The organism is Butyrivibrio sp. AE3004, from assembly GCF_000703165.1.
GTDB lineage: Bacteria > Bacillota > Clostridia > Lachnospirales > Lachnospiraceae > Butyrivibrio.
Genome location: NZ_JNLQ01000002.1, coordinates 1,924,733 through 1,944,000 on the forward strand (window position 1 = coordinate 1,924,733; position 19,268 = coordinate 1,944,000).

Consider the following 19,268-nt stretch of genomic DNA (forward strand, 5'->3'; position numbering starts at 1 on the left):
CAAACAGAAACGTTACACAAAAATCAGTACTATGCTAATGAATTATAGCACAAAAAGCGGCTATAATAATAATCAAGTATATTTCATCGTTTACTTTCAGACTTTAACGTGGTATAGTGTAGTGCGTAGGTTTCATGAATACTATAAATTTATCTTCATCGGAGGTTTTAATAATGTCATTCCAATATATACAGCAGCTTCCTTCACCTGAGGAGATAAGAGATGAATTTCCTCTTTCTCAAAAGCTTGCGGAATTAAAGAAAAACAGGGATAAGGAAATTGCGGATGTACTCACCGGAACAAGCGATAAATTTCTTGTTATCGTAGGTCCCTGCTCAGCTGATAATGAGGACGCAGTTTGCGACTATGTTACAAGACTTGCCAAAGTTAACGAAAAGGTTAAGGACAAACTTATCATTGTTCCCAGAGTTTATACAAACAAACCACGTACTACAGGTGAAGGCTATAAGGGTATCACCTCTCAGCCTGATCCTGAAGGAAAAACAGATTTCCGTGCAGGTCTTATTGCTATGCGTCACATGCAGATAAGGGCTATAGAAGAATCCGGTCTGACTGCTGCCGATGAGATGCTCTACCCTGAAAACTGGGGTTATGTAGAAGATATCCTCTCATACGTTGCCATCGGTGCGCGTTCTGTTGAAGATCAGGAGCATCGTATGGTAGCAAGTGGTTTTGGTGTCCCCGCAGGCATGAAAAATCCAACCAGCGGTACTCTCAGTGTAATGCTTAATTCAGTATATGCTGCACAGCTTCCTCACTCCTTCGTATACAGAGGTTATGAAGTTAAGACCAGCGGTAACCCGCTTTCTCACTGCGTGCTTCGTGGTTCCCAGAACAAGCATGGTCAGTCACAGCCAAACTATCACTACGAAGATCTTAGTCTTCTTGCATATCTTTATTCTGAGCGTGATATAAAAAATCCTGCTGCAATTATTGATGCAAACCACAATAATTCAGGCAAGAAATTCAAGGAGCAGATCCGCATAGTTAAGGAAGTACTGCACTCCAGAAATCAGAACAAAAATATAAGTGAGCTTGTTAAGGGCGTAATGATAGAAAGTTATATTGAGGAAGGTTGCCAGAAAATCGGCGAAGGCATTTACGGTAAATCCATTACAGATCCCTGCCTTGGCTGGAATGACACCGAGCGTCTTCTTCTCGATATCGCAGAACAGGTATAAAAACTCAGCTACGAATTAAAATAGTGCGCAAAGAGTTGCAATGCAACTCTTTGTATAAAAAAATCCCCGGGTATGCAATATTAAAATCAATCATCACTTCGATGTTTTTAATATTACATATCCGGGGATTTCTGTTTTCTATGCCTAGTGAGTTCTGTCATATACATCCCGAATATAATCCCTGTTCTCTCTTGCATAACGAACAGTGGAAATTGGGCTCACATGCCCCATCATTATCTGAACAGCCTCTATATCTGCACCTCTTTCAACAAGATGAGCCGCAAAGCTATGTCGCAATGCCTCAGGCGTAATAGGAACCTTTATTCCGGCCTGCTCTGCATATCTCTTGACAAGTTTCCATACTCCTTGCCTGCTCATTGCTTCACCCTGATAATTGATAAATAGCAGTTCTTCATCTGTGCGTTTTATCAGATGTCGTCTGCCATCCTGCAAATATCTCATTAGCACAGTTTTTGTTCTTTTATCAAAGGGTATAATTCTTTCCTTTTTGTCATTTACACATTCGATATTCCCAAGCTGCATATCAATATCGGAAACTTTAGCTTTGATAAGCTCAGAAACTTTTATTCCGGTCGCATACATAAGTTCAAGCATAGCCGCGTCACGCTGTCCTTTTGCTGTTTTCACATCCGGCATACGCATAAGCTCTTCTATCTGTCTTCTGGTAAGAACCAAAGCCTTAGGTAATTCAACTTTGGGCGCCACAAGATTTTCAGAAGCATCAATAGCAATTATCCCGTCTTTTATCAGATGCTTGAACAATGCTTTAATTGACACTATATTCCTGGCAATAGTAGCAGATGAATATCCTTTGTTTGCCAAATTACTTAAATGATTCTTCAAAACTTTCTCAGTAACCTTTGCTATCTCAGTAATCTGAATCTCATTTAAGTAATTTTGAAGCTTATTAAGATCACATTGATATGAGCTGATCGTACTCCGACTCATTTTGCCGGACAATCTGCATTCAGTTATGAAGTCAGCAATCTCATTCATCTGTTCACTCAAATTCCTTCATTATTTTATCAAGCTCGGAATACATGGGTAATTGATCAAATGTAGCAAAATAATCCCTGGGAGTCTCTGATCTTCTAATCTGTGTAACACTTCCATCCTCTTTCAGTAAGAGCTCAGCACACCACAGCTTTCCATTGTAGTTATATCCCATTGCAAATCCGTGTGCTCCTGCATCATGAATGAACAGATAGTCTCCCATATCAATCTCCGGTAGCTTTCTGTCTATAGCAAATTTATCGTTGTTCTCACAAAGCGAACCGGTAACATCATATACATGATCAAGAGGTGCATCTTCTTTTCCAAGCACAGTTATGTGGTGATATGAACCATACATTGCCGGTCTCATCAGGTTTACAGCACATGCATCAACCCCAATGTACTCCTTATATATATGTTTCTCATGAATAGCCTTTGTAACAAGCGCTCCATAAGGTCCGAGCATAAAACGTCCCATTTCTGTATAAATTGAAACATCTCCCATACCTGCAGGTACAAGTATACGCTCATACTCTTTTCTTACGCCTTCACCAATGACCGCTATATCATTGCCTACCTTGTCAGGCTCATACGGAATTCCTACACCACCTGAAAGATTTATAAAGCTGATATCAGCACCTGTCTCCTTTTCAAGCTGTACTGCAAGCTCAAAAAGCTGTGCTGCAAGTGTGGGGTAATACTCATTAGTTACAGTATTACTTGCAAGGAACGCATGAATTCCAAAGTGCTTAACACCTTTTTCCTTAAGGATCTTAAACGCTTCAAATAGCTGCTCTTTAGTCATTCCGTATTTTGAATCACCGGGGTTATCCATAATTCCATTACTCATTTTGAAAATTCCACCCGGATTATATCTGCAGCTGATGGTCTCGGGCAATTTTCCCCCCAACGCTTCCTCCGCAAATTCAATATGAGTAATATCATCAAAATTAATGATTCCGCCAATTTCAGCAGCATACACAAACTCATCCGCAGGAGTATCATTTGATGAAAACATAATGTCATGTCCTGATGCTCCAATCGCTTTACTGAGCATCAATTCTGTTTTTGAAGAACAGTCAAATCCGCATCCTTCTTTCATCAACAGTTCCATTATCATCGGATTTGGTGTCGCTTTTACAGCAAAATATTCACGAAATCCAGTGTTCCAGGCGAAAGCTTTTTTTACGGCTCTGGCATTATCAACAATACCTTTCTCATCATATAAATAAAACGGTGTTGGGTATTTTTTTGCAATGTCTTCTACCTGATTTTTTGTTACGAACGCTTTTTTCATAATATTCTCCTGTTCTAAAAAAATAATCGAAATACACTTTACTACGTTATCACGAAAAAGTGCGCATGTCCAATATTATTTGAACAATTTTTAAATATTCTCAATCTGCCAGTCTATCGGAGTAACTCCGTTTGCCTTCAGAAATTCATTGCATTTTGAAAAATGCCTGCATCCGAAAAAGCCTCTGTATGCTGAAAGCGGGCTTGGATGAGGCGCCGTAAGGATCAAATGCTTCGGGTTACTTAGCATTGACATTTTTGTCTGAGCCGGTTTTCCCCATAGCATAAAAACAATTGGTCTGTCCTGCTCATTCACTGCTCTGATTATGGCATCGGTAAAATACTCCCATCCATGTCCTTTATGTGAATTTGCAGCATGTGCTCTTACTGTAAGTACAGTATTTAGTAACAAAACGCCCTGATCAGCCCACTTTTTAAGATATCCGTTATTTGGCACATAACACCCCAGATCGTCCTTGAGTTCTCCGTAAATGTTTACTAAAGACGGTGGTGCACTCTCACCCGGCAAAACCGAAAAAGAAAGCCCATGTGCCTGTCCCGGTTCATGATATGGATCCTGTCCCAATATAAGAACCTTAACATCCTTAAGCGGTGTGAGATGTAATGCATTAAAAATATCATCCGCAGGCGGATACACCACCCTGGAATGATATTCATCTAAAATAAACTTATATAATTTTTTGTAATAATCCTTTTTAAACTCTTCCTCAAGTGCCGGAAGCCAATCGTTAGAAATCATTGGCATTTTTATCACACCCTCCTCTACAACCACATAACTTTTCTTTATTTAAAACAGTCGAATGTCCCCTTTTGTTATGTCGTACACTATAACCGTACAGGTATATTTTTTTTGCGCAGATACTCCTTTACTTCCTTTATTTCAAGTTCCTTGTAATGAAAAAGTGAAGCAGCAAGAGCTGCATCCGCACCACCCTTTGTAAGTGCCTCATAAAAATGTTCGCAGTTTCCGGCACCACCCGATGCAATAACCGGAATACCAACCGAATCCGCAACTGCTCTTGTCAGTTCAATATCGTAACCTGCTTTTGTTCCATCGCCATCCATACTGGTAAGCAATATTTCACCGGCGCCTCTCTTTTCTGCCTCAACAGCCCATTGTATAGCATCAAGTCCTGTATCTATTCTTCCACCGTTTTTATAAACGTTAAAGCCACCGTCATCTCTTCTCTTCGCATCAATTGCCACCACAACACATTGAGATCCGAATTTTTCGGCTGATTCGGAAATAAGTTCAGGTCTATTAATGGCTGCAGAATTCACGGCTACCTTATCAGCGCCTTCTCTCAAAACGGCTCTCATATCCTCAACCGTTCTTATTCCACCACCAACAGTGAATGGAATAAATATTTGTTCCGCAACTTTCCTTACAAGATCAACTACCGTATTTCTTGCGTCGGAAGTTGCTGTTATATCTAAAAACACAAGTTCATCTGCCCCGGCTTCGGAATAGGCCCTTCCTACTTCAACAGGGTCTCCTGCATCGCGAAGCTGAACAAAATTTATTCCTTTAACTACTCTGCCATTATTTACATCAAGGCAGGGGATTATTCTTTTAGTAAGCATCTGTCATCCTTTATCTTTTAATCAAAATAATAAGTAACCTGTTTGTAAGCAAAATCTCATATAAGTAATAAATGCAGTTAAATAACTACATTGAACTCAACTACATTATGTCAAACACTCAAGAAGTTTTTAAGAATTTCCATTCCAACATCGGAACTTTTTTCCGGGTGAAACTGACAAGCGAAAACATTCCCCTGTTCAACCGATGCATCAATAACAGTCCCATATTCTGTTGTAGCTGTCACTATTCCTTTATCATCAGCATCCAGATAATATGAGTGAACAAAATATACATATGCCCCCTCATCAATACCGTTAAATAATCTTCCTTTATTCGGATACTTTAAACTATTCCAGCCAATCTGTGGTACTTTGAGCGTACCATTGTCAGGTATCCTTTTTATCTTTCCACGCAAAATGCCCAGGCCCTCAACTCCCTTTGACTCATCACTTGAATCAAAAAGCAGCTGTAGACCCAGGCAAATTCCCATAAACGGGGTGCCGCTATTTGCAACATCACGAATAACCCCCGTCAGATTATACTCTTCAAGTTTCTGCATAGCGTCTCCAAAAGCTCCAACTCCCGGAAGAACCACATGGTCGGCTCTTCTTATTTCATTAGGATCTCTCGTCACGCATGCATCTGTCCCCACATACTTAAAAGCATTTACTACACTTCTAATATTTCCTGCATCATAGTCAATTATAGCTAACATCAATCTAATTCTCCCTGATAGGATATCGATCTCGCTATTTTTTTGGCATTATTTTTTCTATTGAGCCTGTCGTTTCCATTATACGTTTTGTGTACGATGGTTTTTCTGTAATGCTATTAATATCAGAAATATCCTGGCTATTAAGTCCATATTCAGAAGCGAGCGTCGATTCGATATTAGCATACACGCTTTGGACTTCATTAGCAACCTGAAACTCCTCTGCCTCGGCGACTATTTGATCCTTAGCATTCATACCCATAAGTAAAATATCTAAAGCCTCATCCTCCATGTTCATTGCCTTATAGTTATTATATGAATCAAGATAGTGCTGTGCGCTGGTCATAACTCTGGCTTGATGATACATTAGCGAGTTTTCCTCATTCAGTTTCTTACCATATAACAGTTTATATGTTGTATGGTAGTCCTTCTTTTCAAAAGCACTACTAGCCCTATTCATATTTATTCTTCCGGGCAAAATAATAGTCGGCAGACAACAGAACAATCCTATACTAACTGCAAACAGCACGGAAATAGCAACCTTTTTAGGTGCAAGCGCTTTCTCCGGCTCACCATCATCCGGCTTCGGCTTCTTTTCTTTCTTTGGCTTTTCTTTCTTTGGTGGCTTCTCTTTCTTTGGTTTCGGTGGCTTTTCTTTCTTGGGTGGCTTCTCTTTTTTCTTTTTCTCTTTCTTAGCTTTTTTGCCTTCAGCTGCCAGCTCATCCAATACCTGCTGATTTTCATCCGTCAGACTGGCTAATTCATCCTCAGCCAATTTGGGATTAAGGTCTTCATCCGTCTGCGTCAGAACCCTAAATAATGTTGTGATCAAGCGGACTATTATATTGGGACCGCCCTTTTTCTTCTTTTTCTTTCCGTCCTCGGTTCCGCCTTCTGACTCATTCTCTCCCATTCGAAGGGCTATTTCATCGTAATCCCCACCATTGTCATTTACTTCATCAGGATCAGGGATATCTTCCGAAAGGCCATTTTCATCTGTTCCTTCTTCGCTCATGGCCTCAAGCATATCTTCAGCACTCATATCCGTTTCTTCGGATGGTACCTCTGCATCCATCGAGTCTGAAGTATCCTGTCCCATATCGTCAAGGCTTATCTCTGCATTTGCACCTTCTTTTTCATCTATGTGGGCAGTATTCTCCATATCCTCAGCGTCATCACTGGCAAGGCTGTTCATAATAGCGTCAAGATCCGGCATTTCAACATCTGCAGGTTCACTTCCACCGGCTTCTGCTTCCGCAGCGTCTCCTCCCAGATCCTCAAGCATACTGTCAAGATCCATTTCCGATCCAATGTCATCAGATCCTTCACCTGCTTCATCACTTATATCTTCTCCGGCTTCTTTTAGAAGATCATCCAGTTCCGCACTAACCGCTTCAAAGCTTACATCAGAATCTTCACCTTCAGAATCTTCCGTCTTTTCTTCATCCATAGCATCCGCAAAAGCAGCAAGTGCATCTTCGATAGCTGCCTCATCAGCGCCACCGGCACTATCATCAGACTGTTCGCTTTCCAAGGAGACATCAGAAGCCAACGATGTATCGTTTTCACCTTCAGACGAAACAACATCATTTTCTCCTGTCATTTCTGAAGTATCTGCTTCACCTGTAGTATCACCTGTACCCTCAGGATTATCCAGCAGTGATTCATCAATTGCTGTTAAATCTTCCATTGGAATTTCATCAGATGCTTCGGCATCCGGATTAGACTCTTCAAGGTTCAGTTCATCCATGTTAATCTCATCCAAATTTACTCCTTCCGAAGAAATTTCATCTGTGTTAATCTCTTCCGTATTTGCCACATCAGGATTTAATTCATCCAAATTAAGCTCATCCAGATTTAACTCATCCAAGTTCAGTTCATCTGTATTAATATCTGCAGGAATTTCTTCTCCCGCGTTTGTTTCATCCAAATTAAGCTCATCCGGATTTAAAGTATCAAGATTTATCTCGTCTAAGTTTAATTCATCTATATTGGTATCCGGCGTACTTATTTCTGCAGGGCCTTCTTCTCCTACATTTGTCTCTTCCAAATTAAGCTCATCAGGATTTAAAGTATCAAGATCTATCTCGTCTAAGTTTAATTCATCTATATTGGTATCCGGCGCACTTATTTCTGCAGGACCTTCTTCTCCTACATTTGTCTCTTCCAAATTAAGCTCATCCGGATTTAAAGTATCAAGATTTATCTCGTCTAAGTTTAATTCATCTATATTGATATCCGGCGCACTTATTTCTGCAGGACCTTCTTCTCCTACATTTGTCTCTTCCAAATTAAGCTCATCCGGATTTAAAGTATCAAGATTTATCTCGTCTAAGTTTAATTCATCTATATTGGTATCCGGCGTACTTATTTCTGCAAGGCCTTCTTCTCCTACATTTGTTTCATCCAAATTAAGCTCATCCGGATTTAAAGTATCAAGATTTATCTCATCCAGGTTCAGTTCATCTATTCCAACAACCGACGTTCCTGTTTCTGTAGGATTTTCTTCATTAGCATCATCCGTATTTGTATTGGCTACGCCACCCTCAATAGAGTCCAATAAAACAGACTGATCTTCATCTGTAACCAAGTTCTCGTCCAAAGCGCTATCCATGATAACAGCTTCCGGAATCTCGATGTCATCCAGCGATAGTCCTTCCTCATCTGATAATGTTTCTTTTCCGTTTATATTTATTGCTGCATCAAGATCTGCTGTATCTTCGTCGATGTTATTACCGGTCTCACTCAGACCATCCAACATGCCCTCCAAATCCAGTAAATCATCCATAACAGGATTATTCAGTTCAGAATTCGGTATTTCCAATGCTTCATCGTCAGTATCTGAGCTGTCATAACTATCTGTATCCAACATTTCTTCAGGTGCATGGAGCATTTCATCCAATATTTCCTCTGTTGTCTCTTTAGCATCTGTCTGTAATGTTCTGTTCTCCTCTTCATCTTCAATTGGTATTTCCGGAGCAACTTCCAATAATGATTCAGATATCTCTTCAGGAACTTCTACAGCAACTTCCTTCAACATATCCTCAGAATTTGAAGTACTAATTTCATTTAAATCAGGCAGATCAGCTATATCCATGTTCGGAACTGATTCCTGAACAGCATTTTCAACTTCAGTTTTTAATTCCGCAACATCAGCACCCTCAGCTGTAATCTCATCCAGCGAAGGGATATCAGGAATATCGATATTATTAACATTATTTTCTTCAGGGACATGATCTGTTTCCGGAGTTATACCCATTTCAGCCATCATTTTTTCTATATCTTCAGATGATGTCTCTTCACTTACTTCATTTAACTCAGGAACAATTGCTTTTTCCGATCCGGCTGCTTCTTCAGTTACATCAGAATCATTAATAGGAGATAATCCTTCTGTCTCGGTCACTTCTTCTACCGACAATGGACTCTCAGGTAAATCTATTTCCTCTGTACCGGTTTTCCCAGCTAACGATGAAGCATCCGGCACATTTGTTTCTTCTGCTACTGCTTCCTCCGCTAATACTGATGCTTCCGCAGCATTTGTTTCTTCTGCTACTGCTTCCTCCGCTAATGCTGATTCTTCCAGCGCATTTGTTTCTTCTGCTACTGTTTCCTCCGCTAATGCTGATGCTTCCGCCGCATTTGTTTCTTCTGCTACTGCTTCCTCCGCTAATGCTGATGCTTCCGCCGCATTTGTTTCTTCTGCTACTGCTTCCTCCGCTAATGCTGATTCTTCCAGCGCATTTGTTTCTTCTGCTACTGTTTCCTCAGCTAATACTGATGCTTCCGCAGCATTTATTTCTTCTGCATCGTCACCGGCTAATTCATCATTTTTATCAGTTCCTTCATTTATAGCTTCCATTGCCAATGCTTCTGCCCTGGCAATAGCTTCGTCTAAAGCAAGTTCATCTGCATCTTTTTCGTATTCCTGGTCAGCATCATTACCTATTGTATATTTAGGCAAATCTTCAGAGGGAGGCATACTAATAGATTCAAGAACATTTGACATTCCTGAATCAAGTAATTGACCGCTATCCAAATTATCAAGCATTGCACTTATTTCTTTAAGATCACTGTTCTCCGATGAATTATTAATAGCCGCATGTAACTCTTCGGATTCCGTAATCTTAGCAATGCCTGAATTCGAATCATTTCTCAGAGATTGCAAAAGGTTATCCAAATGCTCCTCATTCTTAGACTTCATTTCACCCACTCCCCAAAAACCATGCACTAATACAGTTGTTTTTATTCCGGTTAATATAAAACATCTGCACTAAAACTATAAAACTCCCTTCATTGTAGCAGTCATTGAAAATTGATTTTCATAACTGAAGCAATAAAGGGAGTTATCTTTCACATCATATATCTTTATTTGGCATCGCCATCAGCATGAACAAGTTCATCTATTACAGCAACCAAATTTCCGATTTCCGGCTTTGACAGCTGCCTGTCGGCTCCTAAAGACTCTCCTTTTCTTCTCATTTCCTCATTAACAAGTGATGAGAATATAATAAGCGGAATCTGTTTCGTCTCGTCGTCACTTTTAACAAGTTTAGTAAGACGATGGCCATCCATAATAGGCATTTCAATATCTGTTATGATGCATTTAACTTTATCAAGCTGTCCTCTGTCCTTGCATCCCTTGATATAATCATATGCAAGTTTACCATTCTCAAAGTGTCTGACATTATCATATCCGGCCTTCTTAAGAGAATCTACTATCAGCTTATTAAGTAACTGTGAATCTTCAGCAAGCACAATCGGAATTTCATTTCTCGTTCTGGTGCCAATATCGGTAAGCTGAGCAACATTAAGACCTGTGTTAGGATTAATGTCCGATACAATCTTCTCAAAGTCAAGAATAATGATAAGTCTCTCCTCAAGTTTGATAATACCGGTTGATATACTCTCTTCTGCCTTGGAGATAGTTGCGTTTGGTTTTATAATATCCGCCCATGAAACTCTATGAATTCCTACTACAGTATCAACATGGAATGCAATATCAAGCTTGTTAAAGTTGGTTATTATGAAAAGTCCACCCGGTTTAGATGCACCTCTTTGTAAACAATTTCGTAAATCGATTGCAGTTATCATAGTATCTCTTGGCATAAAGATACCTTCAATACTGGGATGAGCATTTGGAACCGGTGTTACTTCCTGATATACGATAATTTCCTTAATCTTTGCAACATTAATTCCATAGCAATGATCATCAATTCTAAACTCTAAGACTTCAAGTTCGTTTGTGCCATTTTCAAGCAAGATTTTCGATTCCATATTTTCACCTCACGCATTGAAAAAAAGAGACTGCAATCACTTAAAAAACAAACTAAAAACCGATTGAATATATATTTAATATCCTAATTTAGTATAGCATATACTTCTTGAAAATAAATAGAAAAAATAAAAAAGACAGCCGAATTGTCTGTCTTTTAAGAAACTGTTAATAAGTTTTTTATACATTTAAAACTTGCTTTCGATTATATATGATTTAACATCTTTTCGTTTATATTTTTCAAATAAAATCAAAACACAAGAGTGTTCCTTATCCATGCATTTGCCAGGTCCGGCCATAGAGAAATCTCTGGATATGTTACATCCGGAAAATATTTAGCCTCTGCATAATCTCTGATCAGTTCTTCCTTCTTTTCATCAGGAACATCAACTATTCCTTTTTTAACTGCATCCACTGTTTTAAATGTCTGCTCATAAGTATACGGAATTCCAAATCTGTGTTTAGCCCAATCCTCATCACCCAGACTTAAACCATGATGCCCGGATGAAAAAATGTGCATTGCGTGATTTATTTTAGCCTTTGTCAAAGCTTCGTCAAACAGATAGCTGTTTTGAACAGGAACTGTATCGTCTGTTGCTGTATGCCAAAGAAACACAGGAGGCGTAGTTGAATTTACCTGCTTTTCCAATGAATAGTATTCAAGTTCACAAGCATCCGGATTTGCACCAATCAATGCATCAAATGAACCTCTATGCGCGAATTCACCTCCTGTAATGACCGGATAACTTAAAATAGCAGCATCAGGTCTGTTACTATATTGTTTGAAATCCGAATCTGTTTCCTCAACATCTTCATGATGAACACACACTGTTCCACATAGATGGGCACCTGCAGAAAAACCACATATCACTATTCTATTATTGTAAATGCCATACTTTTCAGCATTTTTTCTAATAATTCTAATAGCTCTTGAAACATCCCTCATAGGTTGGTCTTTTAAAGGTTCTTTAAATAAGATGTTAGTTGTATATGTAACAACAAAAGCATTATATCCCATCTTAAAAAATCTCTTTGCAACTATTTCACCCTCAGTTGGTGAAACAACGCAGTAACCACCACCCGGAATTATCACCATACATGGATGTTTTTTACCATCATTATGCAAATAACTAACCATATTTGGTATAAAGCCAAAAGATAGCGGATATGAGTACTCACCATCTTTCCACAAATCAATACGCTCAGACAATAGATCATGATTTCCGATAAGTTTCTCCATCCAAATCATGTTATACCATTTATCAAACTTATATCCACATTTATAAAAGGTTCCAATTTTTTTAAATCCAAGATGAGCATGAAAATTCTCACTATTTTTATCTAAATAACAGTCTTCTTCTATGGGATCTCCAATACATGCATATAAATTCTCGATTCCCATCTCAATAAGCCTTTTTTCAATAGCTTCATATAATGCTCTTCCATATCCTCTTTTTTTAGCATGCTTATCTATGTATATTGTAAGTTCACATGATTTATCATAAGCCGCACGATCCTTTAAAACACCTGCATAGGTATAGCCGTAAACAATATCATTTTCTTCAATAACAAGATAAGGATATTTTTCAGTAATTGTATTTATTCGTTCTGAAAATTCTTCAGCAGTAGGTATATCGTATTCAAATGTGATGGCAGTTTCTTTAACATAAAATCCATATATTTCTAATAATCTATTTACATCATCTGCTTTGACGTCTCTAATCTTATACATATTTCTCCTATTATAAATGCATGTTTTTTATCCGATTCATCCAAATCATTTGCCAGTATATAAGTATCAGCAAATGAAAGTATCGTAGTATAGCATATATTGAAGTATATCAAAACCAATTGAAAAATCACACTTTTTTATACCAAATAACAAAAAAGAGACAGCCAATTGACTATCTCTTCTGCATTTTGTACCTTCAAAACCGAACACTGAATACTTCATCTTCAATCCGTTATTGTTCTATATCCTTTTTTGGACAAGCCCTCGACCTATTAGTACACATCAGCTGAACACGTTACCGTGCTTACACCTTGTGCCTATCTACCTCATAGTCTCTAAGGGGTCTTACTGCAAAATGCAGGGATATCTCATCTTGAGGGGGGCTTCACGCTTAGATGCCTTCAGCGTTTATCCCTTCCGGACTTGGCTACCCAGCCTTATGCATCTGGCGATGCAGCTGATACACCAGCGGTCCGTCCATCCCGGTCCTCTCGTACTAAGGACAGCTCCTCTCAGATATCCTACGCCCGCGCCGGATAGGGACCGAACTGTCTCACGACGTTCTGAACCCAGCTCGCGTACCGCTTTAATGGGCGAACAGCCCAACCCTTGGGACCTGCTACAGCCCCAGGATGCGATGAGCCGACATCGAGGTGCCAAACCACTCCGTCGATGTGAACTCTTGGGAGTGATAAGCCTGTTATCCCCAGGGTAGCTTTTATCCGTTGAGCGATGGCAATCCCACTTTCATGCCACCGGATCACTAAGTCCTACTTTCGTATCTGTTCCACCCGTCGGTGTCACAGTCAGGCTCCCTTCTGCCTTTGCACTCTGCGAATGGTTTCCGTCCATTCTGAAGGAACCTTTGAGCGCCTCCGATACCCTTTCGGAGGCGACCGCCCCAGTCAAACTCCCCGGCAGACATTGTCCCCGGACCGGTTTCACGGTCCTTGGTTAGAAACCCAGTACTATAAGGGTGGTATCCCAACAGCGACTCCATGACAACTGACGTCATCACTTCACAGTCTCCCACCTATCCTGTACATACAGTACCGAATCCCAGTATCAACCTGGAGTAAAGCTCCATGGGGTCTTTCCGTCCTGGCGCGGGTAACCAGCATCTTCACTGGTACTTCAATTTCACCGGGTGCATTGCCGAGACAGTGCTCAAATCATTACGCCTTTCGTGCGGGTCGGAACTTACCCGACAAGGAATTTCGCTACCTTAGGACCGTTATAGTTACGGCCGCCGTTTACTGGGGCTTAAATTCAAAGCTTCGGTTGCCCTGACCTCTCCTCTTAACCTTCCAGCACCGGGCAGGCGTCAGCCCATATACCTCACCTTTCGGTTTCGCATAGACCTGTGTTTTTGCTAAACAGTTGCTTGAGCCTCTTCTCTGCGGCCTGCTCTCGCAGGCTCCCCTTATCCCGAAGTTACGGGGACATTTTGCCGAGTTCCTTAACAATGCTTCTCCCGCCGGCCTTAGGATCCTCTCCTCATCCACCTGTGTCGGTTTACGGTACGGGCTGATGATACGCAATAGTGGCTTTTCTTGGCAGTACGTCCATGTGCTTCACTACTCTTACTTCGTTCCCCCTTGCGGGACCGGTCTTTCCTTTCCCGGCTCACACTTTCGTCCTGCGTCCCCACAGTTCTGATATCATCAGGTGCAGGAATATCAACCTGCTGTCCATCGACTACGCCGTCTGGCCTCGCCTTAGGTCCCGACTTCCCCAGGGCAGATCAGCTTTACCCTGGAATCCTTGGATATTCGGCCTGGAGGATTCTCACCTCCATCTCGCTACTCATTCCGGCATTCTCTCTTCACAGCGCTCCATCGCTCCTTACGGTACGACTTCGACGCTGCTGTGAATGCTCCCCTACCGATCACAAGTACCCGTAGATACTTGCAATCCCCAGGCTTCGGTGTCGTGTTTCAGCCCCGGTAATTTTCGGCGCAGGACCTCTCGGCTAGTGAGCTATTACGCACTCTTTGAATGTGTGGCTGCTTCTGAGCCAACATCCTAGCTGTCTGTGAAATCCCACATCCTTTTCCACTTAACACGCACTTTGGGACCTTAGCCGTGGATCTGGGCTCTTTCCCTTTTGACTGTCCAACTTATCTCGTACAGTCTGACTCCTGCGCTCAGCCATACTGGCATTCGGAGTTTGATAATCTTTGGTAAGCGGTGAAGCCCCCGCGGATATTCAGTGCTCTACCTCCAAATGGCATGCTACAGGGCTAGCCCTAAAGCTATTTCGGGGAGAACCAGCTATCTCCGGGTTCGATTGGAATTTCTCCCCTATCCACACGTCATCTCCACCCTTTTCAACGGATGTGAGTTCGGACCTCCACAGCCTTTTACGGCCGCTTCATCCTGCACATGGATAGATCACCCGGTTTCGGGTCTATGTTATGTGACTCTCGCACTCTTCACACTCGGTTTCCCTCCGGCTCCGGACCTATGGCCCTTAACCTCGCCGCATAACATAACTCGCCGGACCGTTCTACAAAAAGTACGCGATCACTCTCATAAGGAGCTTTCGCAGTTTGCAGGCACAGGGTTTCAGGTTCTCTTTCACTCCCCTCCCGGGGTCCTTTTCACCTTTCCCTCACGGTACTATGCGCTATCGGTCACTAAGGAGTATTTAGCCTTACGGGGTGGTCCCCGCTCTTTCAGACAAGGTTCCACGTGTCTCGTCCTACTCTGGATACTGACTCGCTTCGGACAATTTCGCTTACGGGGCTCTCACCCTCTCTGGCAGGTCTTTCCAGGACCTTTCTGCTATCGTCCTCCATCGATCATTCAGTCCGAACCCCGGGTGCAAGCACCCGGTTTGGGCTCTTCCGCGTTCGCTCGCCGCTACTTACGGAATCACGGTTGTTTTCTCTTCCTCCGGCTACTTAGATGTTTCAGTTCACCGGGTTCCCTCCACATGCCTATGTATTCAGCATGCAGTGACAGGAGTTCTTCCTGCCGGGTTGCCCCATTCAGATATCTGCGGCTCTCAGTGTATTTGCCACTCCCCGCAGCTTTTCGCAGCTTATCACGTCTTTCTTCGGCTCTTAGTGCCAAGGCATCCGCCCTGCGCCCTACATAGCTTGACCAGCTATATAGAACTTTTGGTCCATTTAATAACCACGTTCCCGCATATATCTGATATAGCGTTATCGATATATGCTCGTTTATGTATTGCTACATTGTTTTTTCTGGATCTCGGATCCTGATCATATGATCGCAGATCCGTTCGATGTCTTTTAATCGGATTCTCTGATTAAAATGTTTTCTTCAGTATTCGGTTTTCAAGGTACAGACTTCTGACTGTTTTACCAGTCATCAGGAAACGGATCTTCCTCTGTTCCCTCATCACTGTTAAAACTTCTTCTTTTTATATCCGGCAGCCACCTATCCTCCCATGCCGTCTCCAGCATAGTACTTTCGGCCGATAAGGTCTTAACCGTCGTGTTCGGGATGGGTACGGGTGTTTCCCCTTTTCGCATCGCCACCGGAATTTTTCTGTTGCCACCGGCAACAAAACAGTAATGCAACTCCCTACTTCTTCCTCTTCCTTAGAAAGGAGGTGATCCAGCCGCAGGTTCTCCTACGGCTACCTTGTTACGACTTCACCCCAGTCATCCGACCTGCCTTCGACGGCTCCTTCCTTGCGGTTAGGTCACCGGCTTCGGGCATTTCCGACTCCCATGGTGTGACGGGCGGTGTGTACAAGACCCGGGAACGTATTCACCGCAGCATGCTGATCTGCGATTACTAGCGATTCCAGCTTCGTGCAGGCGGGTTGCAGCCTACAGTCCGAACTGGGTCGTTATTTTTGGGATTTGCTCCCCCTCGCGGGTTCGCTTCTCTTTGTTACGACATTGTAGCACGTGTGTCGCCCAGATCATAAGGGGCATGATGATTTGACGTCATCCCCACCTTCCTCCAGGTTATCCCTGGCAGTCTCCATAGAGTTCCCATCTTACTGCTGGCTACTATGGACAAGGGTTGCGCTCGTTGCGGGACTTAACCCAACATCTCACGACACGAGCTGACGACAACCATGCACCACCTGTCTCTACTGTCCCGAAGGCCTACAGACATTACTCTGTATTCAGCAGGATCTCAAGATCTGGTAAGGTTCTTCGCGTTGCTTCGAATTAAACCACATGCTCCACCGCTTGTGCGGGTCCCCGTCAATTCCTTTGAGTTTCATTCTTGCGAACGTACTCCCCAGGTGGAATACTTAATGCGTTTGCGTCGGCACTGAAGGACTTCGTCCCCCAACACCTAGTATTCATCGTTTACCGCGTGGACTACCAGGGTATCTAATCCTGTTTGCTCCCCACGCCTTCGAGCCTCAACGTCAGTTGCTGTCCAGTAAGCCGCCTTCGCCACCGATGTTCCTCCTAATATCTACGCATTTCACCGCTACACTAGGAATTCCGCTTACCTCTCCAGTACTCTAGTCATACAGTTTCCAAAGCAAGCCCACGGTTGAGCCGTGGGGTTTCACTTCAGACTTGCATCACCGTCTGCGCTCCCTTTACACCCAGTAAATCCGGATAACGCTTGCCCCCTACGTATTACCGCGGCTGCTGGCACGTAGTTAGCCGGGGCTTCTTAGTCAGGTACCGTCATCTCCCCGAAGGGTCTTTCTTCCCTGCTGATAGAGCTTTACATACCGAGATACTTCTTCACTCACGCGGCGTCGCTGCATCAGGCTTTCGCCCATTGTGCAATATCCCCCACTGCTGCCTCCCGTAGGAGTTTGGGCCGTGTCTCAGTCCCAATGTGGCCGTCCGACCTCTCAGTCCGGCTACAGATCGTTGCTTTGGTAGGCCGTTACCCCACCAACTGGCTAATCTGACGCGGGCCCATCTCGTACCACCGGAGTTTTTCACACTGTGTCATGCGACACCGTGCGCTTATGCGGTATTAACAGTCGTTTCCAACTGTTATCCCCCGGTACGAGGCAGGTTGCCCACGCGTTACTCACCCGTCCGCCACTAAGAATATACAATCTTTGACCGAAGTCTCGGAAGCGTATATTCTCCGTTCGACTTGCATGTGTTAGGCACGCCGCCAGCGTTCATCCTGAGCCAGGATCGAACTCTCACGTTTAAATGTTCTATCAGGATCTCTCCTGATCTCGTTCGTCTGACCAGAACTTAAGCTTGGCTTTTGTTCTGTCCGTTTTTACCTTGTTAGGTTTGTTTTATTCTCTGAATATTCTTTTTGGAATTTTCAGGGTTGCATTACTATTTCATTGTCAATGTGCTTAAATACTGGGCTCGCAGGCTTTTTTGATGTTTGCCGTACGCCGCAGCGATATTTAATATATCACTCACCCCTATATGTGTCAACAAGAAATTTTACTTTTTTTAAAAATATTTCCAGTTTCCTGTAACTTCAGATTTTCACTATAGTTTTCCTAAATATTTCTTTGAAATTTCTCTGCACATTCAACCGTTCTCTTCAAATAGCTTATTACTTTGTCAGGATATTTTCCAACAGCCGTCTCACCTGTTACCATTACCGAAGATGCTCCATCAAGAATAGCATTAAATATATCACTTACCTCTGCTCTTGTAGGCACCGGATTATTTTCCATAGAAGAAAGCATCTGTGTTACTACCATAAAACGTTTTTTGGAATTACTGCATCTTTTTGCTATTCTCTTTTGAATACCCGGCAACTCCCATAATGGAACTACATTACCCAGATCGCCTCTTGCAATAATAAGTTCATCACACTCTAAAATTATTTCATCAAGTTTCTCCAGGCCTCTTTGGTTTTCTATTTTTGAATACACTTCTATATTAGAAGCTTTTTCTTTTTTCAGGATATCTTTCAAAGTAATTACATCTCTTCGTTCTCGGACAAATGGCTGCATGATTCCTGTAATACCATTATTAATTGCGCATTTGATATTTTGCATGTCAGAATCCGTAAGTGTATTCATTTCTATATCAATATCTTTTATTGCTATGCTTTTTCTGCTTTTCAGTAATCCACCTCTATCAACCTTTGCTTTAGCTGCTTTTCCATCATTCTCCACTACATGACATAGTATTTTCCCGTCATCAAGCAGTATCTCCATATCTTTTCCCAATGCACATAAAATATTACCAGAAAGAGGAATTTCATCTTCTCCAAAGGTTACAATGTCACCTTCAGAAAGCATCTTCTCCTTTTCAAAAGAACCGATTCTGAGTTCAGGACCCTGCAAATCAATAAGAATCTTAGGCACAATACCGGCTTGCTTTCCAAGTCTTCTAACAGTTTCTATAAGTTTTTCATTATCTTCAAGCATAGAATGTGAAAGATTAAATCGTACTCCCGTCATTCCGGATTCGAACATTTTTCTTATTGTTTCTTCATTGCTACATGCAGGTCCAATTGTTCCAAAGATATCTGTCATATTATCCTCTCGT

The 19,268-nt window shown here is 42.0% G+C and carries 10 protein-coding genes and 3 rRNA genes; 1 reads left to right on the forward strand and 12 read right to left on the reverse strand.

The features are described 5' to 3' along the window. The first annotated feature begins 173 nt into the window (after window positions 1-173). On the forward strand, window positions 174-1,202 hold the full coding sequence (locus BV60_RS0111435; protein WP_029321902.1) for a 3-deoxy-7-phosphoheptulonate synthase: 1,029 nt from the start codon (window positions 174-176) through the stop codon (window positions 1,200-1,202). Between the two features lie 144 nt (window positions 1,203-1,346). On the opposite strand, the gene BV60_RS0111440 is transcribed toward BV60_RS0111435, so the two are convergent. The 12 genes from BV60_RS0111440 to pyk all read right to left on the reverse strand — a co-directional run bounded on the left by BV60_RS0111440 (window position 1,347) and on the right by pyk (window position 19,255). Continuing rightward, the gene (locus BV60_RS0111440; RefSeq protein WP_156036069.1) at window positions 1,347-2,231 is read right to left on the reverse strand and encodes a tyrosine-type recombinase/integrase; all 885 of its coding nucleotides are present in this window, start codon (window positions 2,229-2,231) and stop codon (window positions 1,347-1,349) included. Further along, window positions 2,224-3,516, reverse strand: coding sequence for a diaminopimelate decarboxylase (locus BV60_RS0111445; RefSeq protein ID WP_029321905.1), 1,293 nt, complete (start codon window positions 3,514-3,516; stop codon window positions 2,224-2,226). Before BV60_RS0111445 ends, BV60_RS0111440 begins: the two co-directional genes overlap by 8 nt. Before the next feature lie 87 nt (window positions 3,517-3,603). Continuing rightward, window positions 3,604-4,278, reverse strand: a complete 675-nt coding sequence (locus BV60_RS0111450; RefSeq protein WP_029321907.1) for a uracil-DNA glycosylase — start codon at window positions 4,276-4,278, stop codon at window positions 3,604-3,606. 80 nt (window positions 4,279-4,358) lie between these two features. After that, window positions 4,359-5,117 (reverse strand): imidazole glycerol phosphate synthase subunit HisF, encoded by a 759-nt coding sequence (gene hisF / locus BV60_RS0111455; protein WP_029321909.1) that lies wholly within the window; start codon window positions 5,115-5,117, stop codon window positions 4,359-4,361. Between the two features lie 110 nt (window positions 5,118-5,227). Continuing rightward, on the reverse strand, window positions 5,228-5,833 hold the full coding sequence (gene hisH, locus BV60_RS0111460) for an imidazole glycerol phosphate synthase subunit HisH (protein ID WP_029321910.1): 606 nt from the start codon (window positions 5,831-5,833) through the stop codon (window positions 5,228-5,230). A gap of 34 nt (window positions 5,834-5,867) precedes the next feature. Continuing rightward, window positions 5,868-10,031, reverse strand: a complete 4,164-nt coding sequence (locus tag BV60_RS0111465) for a hypothetical protein (protein WP_029321912.1) — start codon at window positions 10,029-10,031, stop codon at window positions 5,868-5,870. Window positions 10,032-10,195: 164 nt separating this feature from the next. Next, entirely contained in the window at window positions 10,196-11,104 is a 909-nt protein-coding gene (locus BV60_RS0111470; protein ID WP_029321914.1) for a chemotaxis protein, read from the reverse strand. A gap of 248 nt (window positions 11,105-11,352) precedes the next feature. Continuing rightward, on the reverse strand, window positions 11,353-12,834 hold the full coding sequence (locus BV60_RS24215) for a GNAT family N-acetyltransferase (protein ID WP_081846660.1): 1,482 nt from the start codon (window positions 12,832-12,834) through the stop codon (window positions 11,353-11,355). Between the two features lie 252 nt (window positions 12,835-13,086). Continuing rightward, window positions 13,087-15,944 (reverse strand): 23S ribosomal RNA (locus tag BV60_RS0111480). Between the two features lie 285 nt (window positions 15,945-16,229). Next, window positions 16,230-16,347, reverse strand: a 5S ribosomal RNA gene (gene rrf, locus BV60_RS0111485). Between the two features lie 63 nt (window positions 16,348-16,410). Beyond that, window positions 16,411-17,955 (reverse strand): 16S ribosomal RNA (locus BV60_RS0111490). The 16S, 23S and 5S rRNA genes sit together here, the layout of an rRNA operon. Before the next feature lie 310 nt (window positions 17,956-18,265). Continuing rightward, the gene (pyk, locus tag BV60_RS0111495) at window positions 18,266-19,255 is read right to left on the reverse strand and encodes a pyruvate kinase (protein ID WP_029321918.1); all 990 of its coding nucleotides are present in this window, start codon (window positions 19,253-19,255) and stop codon (window positions 18,266-18,268) included. Window positions 19,256-19,268: the final 13 nt, after the last annotated feature.

Coding starts and splice junctions, on each gene's coding strand:
- BV60_RS0111450 (WP_029321907.1), bottom strand. CDS start 4,278: ATGCCAATGATTTCTAACGATTGGCTTCCGGCACTTGAGGAAGAGTTT.
- BV60_RS0111435 (WP_029321902.1), top strand. CDS start 174: ATGTCATTCCAATATATACAGCAGCTTCCTTCACCTGAGGAGATAAGA.
- BV60_RS24215 (WP_081846660.1), bottom strand. CDS start 12,834: ATGTATAAGATTAGAGACGTCAAAGCAGATGATGTAAATAGATTATTA.
- hisF (WP_029321909.1), bottom strand. CDS start 5,117: ATGCTTACTAAAAGAATAATCCCCTGCCTTGATGTAAATAATGGCAGA.
- BV60_RS0111470 (WP_029321914.1), bottom strand. CDS start 11,104: ATGGAATCGAAAATCTTGCTTGAAAATGGCACAAACGAACTTGAAGTC.
- pyk (WP_029321918.1), bottom strand. CDS start 19,255: ATGACAGATATCTTTGGAACAATTGGACCTGCATGTAGCAATGAAGAA.
- BV60_RS0111465 (WP_029321912.1), bottom strand. CDS start 10,031: ATGAAGTCTAAGAATGAGGAGCATTTGGATAACCTTTTGCAATCTCTG.
- hisH (WP_029321910.1), bottom strand. CDS start 5,833: ATGTTAGCTATAATTGACTATGATGCAGGAAATATTAGAAGTGTAGTA.